This window comes from Microvirga sp. KLBC 81, from assembly GCF_003075415.1.
Lineage (GTDB): Bacteria > Pseudomonadota > Alphaproteobacteria > Rhizobiales > Beijerinckiaceae > Microvirga.
This window is the reverse complement of sequence record NZ_QDAH01000009.1, coordinates 25,365-37,038: the sequence shown is the minus strand read 5'-3', so window position 1 is coordinate 37,038 and position 11,674 is coordinate 25,365. Positions and strand designations below refer to the sequence as shown.

15 protein-coding genes are annotated in these 11,674 nt (G+C 63.2%); 5 read left to right on the top strand and 10 right to left on the bottom strand.

Going from position 1 to position 11,674, the window contains the following annotated elements; translation table 11 throughout:
- The first annotated feature begins 16 nt into the window (after nt 1-16).
- From DC522_RS08765 to DC522_RS08750, 4 genes are all read left to right on the top strand, one after another.
- Nucleotides 17-337 carry a phosphoribosyl-ATP diphosphatase gene (locus DC522_RS08765; protein ID WP_116528325.1) on the top strand — a complete coding sequence of 107 codons (321 nt, stop codon included), beginning with the start codon at nt 17-19 and terminating at the stop codon, nt 335-337.
- Nucleotides 338-371: 34 nt separating this feature from the next.
- Nucleotides 372-1,346 (top strand): type I pantothenate kinase, encoded by a 975-nt coding sequence (gene coaA / locus DC522_RS08760; RefSeq protein WP_116528324.1) that lies wholly within the window; start codon nt 372-374, stop codon nt 1,344-1,346.
- A gap of 54 nt (nt 1,347-1,400) precedes the next feature.
- Entirely contained in the window at nt 1,401-1,922 is a 522-nt protein-coding gene (locus DC522_RS08755; RefSeq protein WP_116528323.1) for a YidH family protein, read from the top strand.
- A gap of 81 nt (nt 1,923-2,003) precedes the next feature.
- Nucleotides 2,004-2,705, top strand: coding sequence for a gamma-glutamylcyclotransferase (locus tag DC522_RS08750; RefSeq protein WP_116528322.1), 702 nt, complete (start codon nt 2,004-2,006; stop codon nt 2,703-2,705).
- Between the two features lie 4 nt (nt 2,706-2,709).
- Here the strand turns inward: DC522_RS08750 and DC522_RS08745 are convergent, their stop codons facing one another.
- The 5 genes from DC522_RS08745 to DC522_RS08725 form a co-directional block, all read right to left on the bottom strand.
- On the bottom strand, nt 2,710-3,711 hold the full coding sequence (locus DC522_RS08745) for an adenosine kinase (protein ID WP_116528432.1): 1,002 nt from the start codon (nt 3,709-3,711) through the stop codon (nt 2,710-2,712).
- A 74-nt stretch (nt 3,712-3,785) separates the two neighbouring features.
- Nucleotides 3,786-4,193, bottom strand: coding sequence for a helix-turn-helix domain-containing protein (locus DC522_RS08740; RefSeq protein ID WP_116528321.1), 408 nt, complete (start codon nt 4,191-4,193; stop codon nt 3,786-3,788).
- Nucleotides 4,194-4,199: 6 nt separating this feature from the next.
- Nucleotides 4,200-4,772, bottom strand: a complete 573-nt coding sequence (locus DC522_RS08735) for a Smr/MutS family protein (protein WP_116528320.1) — start codon at nt 4,770-4,772, stop codon at nt 4,200-4,202.
- Nucleotides 4,769-5,941, bottom strand: a complete 1,173-nt coding sequence (locus DC522_RS08730) for a murein transglycosylase A (protein WP_116528319.1) — start codon at nt 5,939-5,941, stop codon at nt 4,769-4,771. Before DC522_RS08730 ends, DC522_RS08735 begins: the two co-directional genes overlap by 4 nt.
- Nucleotides 5,938-6,660: a Tim44/TimA family putative adaptor protein gene (locus tag DC522_RS08725; RefSeq protein ID WP_116528318.1), complete on the bottom strand. Its 723-nt coding sequence runs from the start codon at nt 6,658-6,660 to the stop codon at nt 5,938-5,940. The genes DC522_RS08730 and DC522_RS08725 overlap by 4 nt, the downstream gene beginning before the upstream one ends.
- A gap of 277 nt (nt 6,661-6,937) precedes the next feature.
- On the opposite strand from DC522_RS08725, the gene secB reads away from it, so the two are divergent.
- Nucleotides 6,938-7,423 (top strand): protein-export chaperone SecB, encoded by a 486-nt coding sequence (secB, locus tag DC522_RS08720; RefSeq protein ID WP_116528317.1) that lies wholly within the window; start codon nt 6,938-6,940, stop codon nt 7,421-7,423.
- Nucleotides 7,424-7,558: 135 nt separating this feature from the next.
- On the opposite strand, the gene dnaQ is transcribed toward secB, so the two are convergent.
- From dnaQ to DC522_RS08695, 5 genes are read right to left on the bottom strand one after another with little or no spacing between them, the layout of a single operon-like run.
- A complete protein-coding gene (dnaQ, locus tag DC522_RS08715; RefSeq protein ID WP_116528316.1) occupies nt 7,559-8,287 on the bottom strand; it encodes a DNA polymerase III subunit epsilon in 729 nt (242 codons plus the stop codon).
- Between the two features lie 2 nt (nt 8,288-8,289).
- Nucleotides 8,290-8,907 (bottom strand): dephospho-CoA kinase, encoded by a 618-nt coding sequence (coaE, locus tag DC522_RS08710; protein ID WP_116528315.1) that lies wholly within the window; start codon nt 8,905-8,907, stop codon nt 8,290-8,292.
- On the bottom strand, nt 8,904-9,752 hold the full coding sequence (locus tag DC522_RS08705; RefSeq protein ID WP_205769550.1) for a shikimate dehydrogenase: 849 nt from the start codon (nt 9,750-9,752) through the stop codon (nt 8,904-8,906). The genes coaE and DC522_RS08705 overlap by 4 nt, the downstream gene beginning before the upstream one ends.
- 12 nt (nt 9,753-9,764) lie before the next feature.
- Nucleotides 9,765-10,382 carry a Maf family protein gene (locus DC522_RS08700; RefSeq protein WP_116528313.1) on the bottom strand — a complete coding sequence of 206 codons (618 nt, stop codon included), beginning with the start codon at nt 10,380-10,382 and terminating at the stop codon, nt 9,765-9,767.
- Between the two features lie 4 nt (nt 10,383-10,386).
- Entirely contained in the window at nt 10,387-11,217 is an 831-nt protein-coding gene (locus tag DC522_RS08695) for a pyruvate, water dikinase regulatory protein (protein WP_116528431.1), read from the bottom strand.
- Nucleotides 11,218-11,674: the final 457 nt, after the last annotated feature.

Below are 11,674 nucleotides of genomic sequence, written 5' to 3'. Positions count from 1 at the left end.
CAGAGGGGATGAATCCATGACCTCCTTCACCCTCGACGATCTCGCCCGCATCGTGGCCCAGCGTGCGGCTGCACCCGTGACCGAGTCCTATACGGCCAAGCTCCTGAGCGAAGGCCCCGCCAAGGCGGCCAAGAAGCTGGGGGAGGAGGCTGTCGAGGCCGCCCTCGCCGCCGTCCAGGGCGACCGGCAGAACCTCACGGCGGAAGCGGCGGACGTGCTGTATCATCTTTTGGTCGTGTTGCAGGGCGCCAATATTCCTCTAAGTGACGTCATGGCCGAATTGGAGCGCCGCACCGCGCAATCGGGGCTCGCCGAGAAGGCCGCGCGCAAGTCGTGACCTGAAGTCCTGACCTCGAATAAGGGGGGCTCGCATGGACCAGCCCAACGTGGTTTCTCCTCAAGGCGAGGACGACCTCTCGCCCTACCGCACGTTCACGCGCGACGAATGGGCGAAGCTGCGCGCCGATACGCCAATGACACTGACCGCCGATGAGGTGGTGCAGCTGCAATCCCTCAACGATCCGATCTCGCTCGATGAGGTGGCGGCAATCTACCTGCCGCTCTCGCGTTTGCTCTCGCTCTACGTCGCTGCGACCCAGGGGCTGTTCAAGGCGACCCAGCGCTTCCTTCTCGCCGAGCAGCAAGAGAAGGTGCCCTATATCATCGGCGTCGCGGGCTCGGTGGCGGTGGGCAAATCCACCACGGCGCGTGTGCTGAAAGCTCTTCTCGCCCGCTGGCCCAACACGCCAAAGGTGGACCTCGTCACCACGGACGGCTTCCTGCTCCCCAATGCCGAGCTGACGCGGCTTGGCCTGATGGAGCGCAAAGGTTTTCCGGAGAGCTACGACACCGGCAAGCTCCTGCACTTCCTCGCCGACATCAAGGCGGGCAAGCGCAACGTGAAGGCACCGCTCTATTCGCATCTGGTTTATGACGTGGTGCCCGGCGAGGAAACGACGGTCGACCGGCCGGACATTCTCATCGTCGAAGGCCTCAACGTTCTCCAGCCCGCGCGTCTGCCGAAGGACGGCACGGCCATTCCCTTCGTATCCGACTTCTTCGACTTCTCCGTCTATATCGACGCGGCGGAGGAGGACCTGCACCGCTGGTATGTGAGCCGTTTCCTGCGCTTGCGCCACACGGCTTTCCGCGATCCGCTCTCCTATTTCCGCCGCTACGCGGAGATCCCGGAAGAGGAAGCCATCGCCATTGCCGACGGCCTCTGGAGCCGGATCAACCTGCTGAACCTGCGCGAAAATATCGTACCCACCCGCCAGCGTGCGAGCCTGATCCTGACAAAGGGAGCGAGCCACCGGATCGAAACCGTGGCTTTGCGACGTCTGTAAGAACTGACCTTTTTCGTAATCTTGAGCGTTGTTCCTCCGTCAAATGGAGAACGCATGACCACGCCACCCGTCGAGGACAAGCTCAAGCGTAGCGTCGAGCACGCGAAGGAAGCTGCGACGCAGACCCAGGAAGCGGCTGAAAACACACAGGAAGCCGCCGAGCAGACGCAGGCTGCGGCCAAGACAACGGCCGTTGCCAGCGTCCAGATGAAGGACAGCGCCGACCGACGCACGGAACTCGCCGCAAACCGCACCGTTTTCGCCGCCGAGCGCACCTATGCGGCCTGGGTGCGCACAGGTCTGGCGTCGCTTGCCTCCGGCATCGGCGCGAAGAAGCTCCTGGAAGGCGTGGTGCCCGAATGGATGATCATCTCCACCGGCTCGATCCTGGTGCTGTTCAGCGCCTTCTGCTTTGCCGCCGCCGTGTGGCGTCAGGTGTTCACCGGCGCGCAGCCGCCGCAGCCGGACGTGCAGCGCCTTCCGCCGTACCTGCTCGTGATGTTCAACGGCTTTCTGATGCTTGTCGCGCTGGCAGCCCTGTTCGGGCTCTGGTTCGGACGCACGGGAGGAGATTGAGAATCTGCAGGCTGTGCGCTTGGACGAGCGTCGCCGCTTGAGCTAATCTTGCGGGTGGCAATCTGAGCAAGAGGTGATCCCATGGGGGCCCGGCAGATGGCGCTCACGCCCGACCTCGTCGCGCTCGTTCATCGCCCTCTTGAGGATCCCGGACCTGAACCGGGCCTCGTCTATCACACGTCCGAAGACTACGACGCCGTCGTTGCCAGGATTCTCGCATCACATCCACCGGAGCAGGATGCCTGGCTCTTCGCCTATGGATCCCTGATCTGGAAACCGGAGGTCGAACATATCGATATGCGCCGGGGCACGGCGCATGGATGGCACCGCTCCTTCTGTTTCCGGATCACGCGCTGGCGCGCCACGCGGGAGCAGCCCGGGCTCATGATGGCGATGGATCGGGGCGGGCAGTGCCGGGGGCTGCTCTATCGGCTCCCTGGGCACTCTCTTCAAGGGCAATTGGGCAGGCTGTTCCGCCGCGAATTCACCGTGAAGCCGGCCAACAGCTTGCCGCGCTGGATCAAGGTTGCGACCGAGGAGGGGCCAGTGACGGCCATCGCCTTCGTGATGAACCGGCAGGCCCCCGCTTATGTGGGACGGCTCGCACCCGAGGATGTGGCCGACGTGTTGTCGAGGGCTTGCGGACACTGGGGATCAGGCGCCGAATATCTCCACAACACGGTCATGCATCTGGCAGAGAACGGCATTCATGACCGCAATCTCTGGCGGCTGCAGATGCTGGTCGCCGCCAGGATCGCCGAATCGAAGACAACCCGGACCTGAGTGATCAGCTCAGCAAGCCTTCCTGCTGCGCGAGTTCGCGCAGGTTCGCCTGCGGACGCGCGCCGAGATGGCTGATGATTTCTGCCGCCGCCAAGCCGCCGAGGCGGGCGCAATCGGCAAGTTCCAGGTCCTGCACGAGACCGGCGAGGAAGCCCGAGGCGAAGAGGTCGCCCGCGCCGGTGGTATCGACCACGCGCTCGACCGGGAAGGCCGGGATGCTGAGCGTCTCGCCCCGGCTCACCACCAGCGCGCCTTCCGCCGAGCGGGTGATGACGCCGAGCAGGTTTTCCTCGCGCAACGCGGCCAGCGCGCTCTCCGCCGAGGACGTGCCATAGAGGCTCTGCAGTTCGTGGATGTTGGCGAAGAGGATATCGAGGCTGCCGTCGCGCATGAGGCCGAGAAACTCGTCGCGATAGCGGTCGACGCAGAAGGCGTCAGAGAGGGTGAGGGCGACCTTGTTGCCCGCTTCGTGCGCAATCTTCACCGCCTTGCGGAAGGCTTCCTTCGCGGCCGGCGGATCCCAGAGATAGCCTTCGAGATAAACGATGCTCGCGGCGCGAACCGTATCGGGGTTCACGTCCTCGGGCGTGAGGTTCTGGCAGGCGCCGAGATAGGTGTTCATCGTGCGCTCGCCGTCCGGCGTCACCAGGATGAAGCTGCGCGCGGTGGCCGGGCCATCCTCTGCGAAAGCCACGTCGTAATGCACGTCGATGGCCTTCAGATCATGCGCGAAGAGCTTGCCGGTCTCGTCGTTCTTCACCTTGCCGATGAAGCCCGCCTTCACGCCCAAGGCTGCGGCTCCCGCTGCCGTATTGGCGCCCGAGCCGCCCGACACGATCACCGCAGGGCCCATATCCCGGTAGAGCTCCTCGGCACGCGCCTCGTCGATGAGCTGCATGGAGCCCTTGTGCACCTTCTTCTGGAGCAGGAAGGCCTCGTCGGTATGGGCGAGCACGTCAACGATGGCGTTGCCGAGCGTGAGCACGTCGATGCGGGTCTGGGACATGAACAACCACGATGTTGGAAGGAACTAAGGGCGCTTTGGCATCCTCGGCCTGAGCGGTCAAGACTAATGCCTTCTCAGACAGCATCCTGCACGGCCTGGACCGGCACGGGGGCGCGGCGCTCGCGGCCTTGAGCGTGATCCAGAATGGCGAGCATGTCCTCAAGCTCTCCTTCCGAGAGATTGCGGATCTCGCGGGCGAGGCGATTGGCGAGGAGCGTCGCCTTGGGATCGGCACCGGCGGTATCGATCTTCACGCGCGGGTCGGAGAGATCGGCGAGCCGCGTCAGCTCGTCGGCCTCGTCCCAGATGATGTGGAAATATTGCAGCACCCCCTGGATGAGCGTCCAAGTGGGCTTGCCGCGATCGCCGCGCTCGAGAGCCGAGAGATAGGCGCTCGACACGCCTAGGTGAGCGGCCATGTCCTTCAACATCAATCCGCGTTCGCGGCGCAGCTGCCGCACCCGTTCGCCAAAGGGAGTCATAGGTGGTTATCCCGCGCCCCGCCTCCGGCGGAGCCTGACATAAAGTGCACCGGAACCGCCATGTTGGGGAGAGGCCTCCTCGTAGCCGATCACAAGAGATCTGAGATCGGGCAGGCGCAGCCAATGCGGCACCATGCGGCGCAACACGCCACGCTCATCGAAGAGGCCGTTGTTGACGGCCGAGCCGCCCTTGCCGGTGATGACGAGGACGAGACCGTGTCCGGAATTCTGCGCCCGGTGCAGGAAGCTGATGAGTGCGAAATGCGCCTCTTCCTGGCGCATGCCGTGGAGATCGATGACGCTGTCCAGGTCCTTCCGGCCCCGGCGCAGGGCCTGGAGCGTCTTGCGCTCCACGGGAGCGAGCGGCGGAAGCGAAGGTTTTTTCGGGGGTGCAGGCAGGGGTGCCGGAGAGGTGACAAGAACCTGCGGAGCAGGGGCCGTTGCGATCTCCGCCTCAGGCTCATGCTCCGGCTCGGGCGGCAACACCTTGCCCTTCATGGGCCGCACGTTGCGGGCCACGTGCGACCAGAGCCGCCGCTCCTCGGGGCTGAGCTGACGTGTCCGGCGATGCTTGGTCATGGCTTCGCTTTAGGCTTGAGCACCACGAAGCGCGTGGTGTGACGCAACAGACCGGCACGCGTGCCTGCGTCCTCGCCGCTGCCGAAGAAGAAATCGCCTCGCGCAGGACCGACGATGGCCGAGCCGGTGTCCTGGGCGATCATGAGGCGACGCAGTGGCTCGGATTTTTCGAGAGTGAAGGGTAATTCGCCCTCCAGCCAGAAGGGCAGGCCATAGGCCCAGAGGGAGCGGTCGACAGCCAGGCTCCGGCCCGGCACCAGTGGAAAGCCCGCGCCGCCGATGGGTCCGTCCTCTGGCGCAAGCTCATCGGCCTCGCGGAAGAAGATGTAAGACTGATTCTGCCGCATCAGCTCCTTGGCCGGGCCGGGATTGTCCTTCAACCAGCCCATAAGCTTTTCCAACGTCATGGATTCGAGATCCATCTCGCCCCGCTGCACCAGCACGCGGCCGATGGAGGTGTAGGGGCGCCCGTTGCGGCCCGCATAGGCGACGCGCATCACCGAGCCATCGGTCAGACGGATACGGGACGAACCCTGCACATGGATGATGAAGGCCTCGGCAGGCTCGCGAAGATACACGACGGGTTTCGCGAGCGATCCCAGCGCACCATCCTCGATGGCGGCGCGATCGGGATAGGGCTCATAGCCCGTTGCGGTGCGCCGGGCAGCCTGCAGCCCCTTGTCGATGCCGGGCAGAGTCTCGCCCTGCGCGATGGTGACGAGATCGTCCGGTCTTGCGAGCAATGGCACCTTGAAACGGGAATCGGGCGTGTGCGAACCTTGAAACTCGGGTTCGTAATAGCCTGTCAGAAAGCCGTTGCCGGAACGGGGGATGATGGCGAAGGGCTGGAAATGCGTCTCGAAGAACCGGCGCGCCTCTGAGCGGGAGAGATTTTCGCTCTTCAGAGCTTCACGGCAGACGGAAAGAAGATGACGCTCCGGCGCTTGCGCGGGTCTCAGCTCGGCAGCACTCGCATCGAGAGCGCGGCAGGAGCGCAGGAAGGCCTTGAAGGCGGCGCCGTGGTCGTCATTCGCCCACGCATCGAGATCCTTGAAGGACAAAGCCTCAAGACGCGCCTGGGCCGCCAGACGTAATGCTGCCTCCGTCTCCGGCACGGTCACGATCCAGGCGAAGAGACACGCGAGGAGGGCTCGCCCGGCATGCCTCATTGCCCCGCTTCGGTCGCGACGAGCTGCCAGTTGGGATCGCGGCTGCCGAGCGTGCGGGCGAAGGTCCACACATCGGTGACCTCGGCCACCTGATCCGGGCTGCCATCGATCACCACGCCCGCCGCATCGCGGGTCACGGTAATCAGCTGCGAGACGAAGCGCACCACGATCTGCGCGGTCTTGTTGTGCACCTCGGCGCCGGCCATCTCGGCCTTGTCGATGGAGACGAAGGTGGTTTCGACGCGCTCGCCACGCTGTTCGCGCTCCGTGATGGCGCGCTCGAAGCCCTCATAGACTTCGCGGGAGAGAAGATCCTTCAGGGTCTTGCGATCACCCACAGCAAAGGCCGTGACGATCATCTCATAAGCCGCCTTGGCTCCTTCCAGGAAACCGGCAGCGTCGAAGCTGGGCTCGGCGCGGGCGATGCTGTCGAGAGCCCCGGCCATGGGTGTGCCCGGCTCGGCAAAACCCTTCCAGCGCTCGGCGGTCTGAACCTCGGCCGCAGGACGGGTGCCGTTGGCCCCGGGAAGACGCACCACATTGTGATCGGGCTCAGGATTCGAATTGCCGGGACGCAAGGGCGCATCGCGGCGCGAGAGCGGATCGAACGGCGGCTGTTCGTTGCCGGTCTTCTGCCCCAGCACCGAGCGAAGGCGCCAGATCACGAAGATCGCGAGAACGATGAAAATGAGGGTCGTGATGTCGAAGGAGTCCTGCATCGTCGATCCGTTGTCAGCCTGCCCAAACCCGGCTCGGCGCCGGGCGTTGCCCCAAAGGGATAAGATGTGATCCTTTGCATATGGGGTCTTCCGGTCGTAACATCCACCTTTCCCCGCGACAAGCGCACGACAAGCGAAGGACGCTCGCAAATCTTGCCTCTTTGGCCCGAAACATGATAGCGCGGAGATCCATGGCCCGTTGCCGATCAGGTGCCTTCAGGTGTGAAGCGCCACGTCCGGGTCGACCGATTTACCTCTCTTCGGAGCATGAAACCCCATGGCCGACAACCCGGCAAACAATGGAGCGCCCGGCGGCATGCCCGCGCTGAACGCTCTTGCGCAATACTGCAAGGATTTTTCGTTCGAGAATCCCAATGCCCCGCGCTCCCTGCAGCAGCAGTCGGAAGGCCCGCAGATCAACCTGCAGGTCAACGTGAACGCCAAGCAGCTGGCGGAGGCCGATTTCGAGGTGGATCTCACCCTCGAAGGCAATGCCAAAGCTGGCAATGACGTGCTGTTCGCCTTCGAGCTCACCTATTCCGGCGTGTTCCGCGTGCAGAACATCCCGCAGGAGCAGCTCCATCCGGTGGTGATGATCGAGTGCCCGCGCCTTCTTTTCCCCTTCGCCCGTCAGATCGTGGCCGACGCGGTGCGCAACGGCGGCTTCCCGCCCCTCTACATCGACCCGATCGATTTCGTCGCTCTCTACCGCCAGCGCGTGGCCGAGATGCAGGGTCAGCAGGGTGGCCAGACCGTGTCGTAACACGGTTCGGCTTTTTAAGTTTTTACTTCAGGCGGAGCAGGCAACTGCTCCGCTTTCTGTATTTTGGGTCGGATTATCCTCTCGCCTCCTCAGGATGAGGGCAGAGAGATTTGTTCGTGGGAAAGATGTCGTGCTTCACGATGACGCTTCCGGCGAAGCTTCGCCGATATATTCGCGCCACAGGGAATTCGGGCCTAGCTGCTCGATGAAGGCGGCGTGCGCAGCGCGTTCCGCATCCGTGAGACGCGAGATCATCGGCCGCGGTTTCGCCTCGCGCGGCGAGGCGGAATCTGTGCGCAGGGCAGGGCCGCTGCCCTTCACCGGCTGCGCGGAGAGATCGAAGCCGACCTGCCGTCCGCCGATCAGCTCGATATAGACCTCGGCCAGGATCTCCGCGTCGAGCAACGCGCCGTGTTTGGTGCGCTTGGAATTGTCGATGCCATAGCGCGAGCAGAGCGCATCGAGATTGTTCGCGGCACCCGGATGCTTGCGGCGCGCCATGATGAGCGTATCGACCACATCGCCCAGATCGATGGCCGGATGGCCCGTGCGCGCAAATTCTGCGTTGATGAAGCCAATGTCGAAGGCCGCGTTGTGGATGACGAGCCGCGCATCGCGGATGAAGTCATAAAACTCGTCGACGACCGCTGCAAAGACCGGCTTGTCGGCGAGAAACTCGTTGCTCAATCCGTGCACCGCGAGCGCGCCGGCGGAAACCGGGCATTCGGGGTTGATATAGACGTGATAGCTCTTGCCTGTCGGGATGTGGTTGAGGAGCTCGACGCAGCCGATTTCGATGATGCGATCACCCTTGGCGTGATCGGTGCCGGTGGTTTCGGTATCGAGAACGATCTCTCGCAGCATCGTCAAACACTCTTTTTCAAAAATTTGCGCCGGCCGGGCCGTCCCGCGAGGCAAGCAAGGATAGACCGCACCTGCGCCTCGGCGGAAGCAAAGTCACGGCTCGTATCGACAATAAAATGTGCGCGGGCACGCTTTTGCGCATCAGGCATCTGCTTACTCAAGATTGCCCCGAATGTCTCTTCCGTCATGCCGGGTCGTCCCATCACGCGCGCCCGTTGCACGTCGGCTGGAGCAGAGACGACCAGAACCGCATCGCAGCGCCTGTCGCCACCGGTCTCAAAAAGAAGCGGAATGTCGAGAACCGCAAGAGACGACGTTGTGGAGACGCGGGCCAGAAAGTTTTCTTCCTCCTCGCGCACCAGCGGATGCACGATGCTCTCGAGCAGTTTCAGCTTTTCGGCGCTGTTGAGCACGGCTTGGCCGAGCTTGCGTCGATCTACCACACCCTCGACGACGGTTCCGGGAAACGCCTTCTCGATCAGCGGCGCGGCGCGGCCGCGATAGAGCGCGTGGACGGCGGCGTCTGCATCATGCACAGGTACGCCGAGCCTTCGGAAAAGATTGGCGGTGGCCGATTTTCCCATGCCGATGGAGCCGGTGAGCCCGAGCACGAAGGTCATGTCGCGCTCTCGATGTCGGCGACGATCAGCGCGCGCAAGTCGGGCGTCACTTCGGGCCTCACGCCGAACCAGCGCTCGAAACCGGGCACGGCCTGGTGCAGCAGCATTCCCAGGCCGTCGACGGTTCGCAAACCGTGCGCCTCGGCAGCCGCAAGCAGCGGCGTTTTCAGCGGGACATAGACGATGTCCGAGACGACGGCGTTTCCTGGCACCTTGGCGAGATCGATCAGAATTGGAGGCTGTCCCGCCATGCCGAGCGAGGTGGTGTTGACGATGAGCTGCGATGTGGGAAGAGCGCGGTCGAGTTCGTCCCAGGCGAGAGCCTCGAGTTTCACCGCGCTGTAGCGTTCGAGATCGCGAACGAGATCCTCGGCCTTCGACACGGTGCGATTGGCGACGACGATGCGCTTCATCGGCCGATCCTGCAGGCCTGCCACGATGCCGCGCGCCGCACCGCCCGCGCCGAGAACGAGCACGTTGTCCACAGCTTGCTCCCAGCCTGTCCCCAGGCTCTGATCGAGATTGGCCATGAAGCCGAGCACATCCGTGTTGTCGCCCCAGAGCACGCCGTTCTCGATCCAGAGCGTGTTGACGGCTTTCAAACGCTCAGCACGTTCCGTCCTGCGCGTGACGCCGGCGAAAGCCGTTTCCTTGTGCGGGATCGTGACATTGCCGCCTGCAAAACCCTGCTCGTGGAAATTCCGCAAGAAGCGACCGAAGTTCACAGGCTCTACATCGATGCGCTCGTAAGAGCCCGCGATGCCGTGCTGCTTCAGCCAGAAACCGTGAATGAGCGGTGAGCGGGAATGCTTGATCGGATGGCCGACGACGAAGGCCTTTTTCATAATGTGCAAGTCCTACAGAGAAAGACACCCGAGCCGGCGCAAGGCCGAGAGAAGCGGAAGCAGCGGCAATCCGAGAATGGTGGAGTGATCGCCCTCGGCAGAGTCGAACAAGTGAACACCTAAACCTTCATATTGATAGATGCCGACGCTCTGGAGCACGCCGGGACCTGCGAGCTCCAGGTAAAGCTCGATGGCCTCGTCCGTGAGCGGGCGCATCGCGAGAGTGGCGGTCGCCACGAAGCGTTCCACCACCTGTCCACCGATGGCGAGTGCACCGGCGGAATGGAGCGCGTGGCTTTTTCCCGAGAGCGCGTGCAACTGGCGGCGGGCGGCGTCGCGATCATCCACTTTGTGAAACACGGTCGAGCCGCAGGCGAGAACCTGATCGGCGCCGAGCACGATGCGCTCCGGATGACGGCTGCTCACGGCCAGCGCTTTTTCGGCGGCAAGACGTGCGGCCAAAGCCGGCGGATCGAGCCCTTCGCTTTGCGCTGCCTGCTCGATGGCGCGTTCATCGACGTTCGAGCTTTGTGTCTCGACCGACAATCCTGCGCTCACAAGCAGCGCGAGCCGTGTCGCGCTGGTCGATGCGAGCAGCAATTTCTCCGAGGCAGTCCAAAGCGCGGGCATTGTTCTACTCCGCGATGAGTTTCAGGCGATGGTCGCGATAGAGATCGATGATCGCCGCCGCAGTCTCCTCGATGGAACGGCGCGTCACGTCGATCACCGGCCAGCCATGGCGTGCAAAGAGCCGGCGTGAAGCCGCGATTTCCTCCGCCACGGCCTCGCGATCCACATAGGATGTATCGTCATCGGCATTGAGACTGAGCAGACGGTTCTGCCGGATCTGCACGATGCGCTCCGGTGTCGCGACGAGGCCGACGACGAGAGCCTTTTTTGCCGCTTCCAGTTTTGGCGGCAGCGGCATGCCCGGTACGAGCGGGAAATTGGCCGTCTTCAACCCACGATTGGCGAGATAGACGGCCGTCGGCGTTTTGGAGGTGCGGCTCACGCCCATGAGGATCACGTCGGCCTCGTCCAGATCGTCGGGCAGATGCCCGTCATCGTGCATGAGCGTGAAGTTCATGGCGTCGATGCGCTTGAAATATTCCGCGTTCAGCATGTGCTGCGCGCCGGGCCGCGCGGTGGAATGGGTGCCGAGATAGGAGGATATCAGCGAATGCACCGGCTCGAGCACGGAGAGACACGGTGAGCTCGTGGCGCGGCAGACATCTTCCAGCCGCGACGTGAGGTCCCGGTCCACCAGGGTGTAGAGGACGATGCCGGGAGCGGCCTCGATCTCGGCGAGCACGCGCTCGAGCTGCGTGGTGGAGCGCACCAGCGGATAGACGTGCTCGATGGCGGCCACCCCTTCATATTGCGCCACCACCGCGCGAGCGACGGTGATCAGGGTCTCGCCCGTCGAGTCGGAGACGAGATGGAGATGGAAGTAGCTGCGTCCCACCACGGTGGTTCTCCTGGGCGGTCCTCGCGGACGGTTTGCCGGATCGAGCCTCGGACCCGAAAGTGGATTCCACTTTCGGGACCCATCCGATGCTCCCTTTTTAGTGGCGCATCGTTTTGAGCGGAAAACCGGGTCCACTTTTCCGCACGATGCGCAAAGGAGTCGATAAATGTGGATAGAACGGCTTGATTCAGAGGTCCAGGGCAGGGGGCCTGTGATCTGTCGGGTCAGCCATCAACAGGGCAGCTTCACGTGTGAGTCTGAATTCTCAACCATGGGGGAATCCGGCACGAATCACCCTTCAGCTTGGCGTTAACCTCTCGTTCAAATTCGTTAACGGGCTGTTAAGGTTTAAGAATTCGGAAACGATTGGGGCAAGGCTGCCCCATCCGTTAATGAACAGTTAACGGGTCGGCCGATGTGGAGAGATTGTGGACGGGGTTGCGGCTTTGTGATT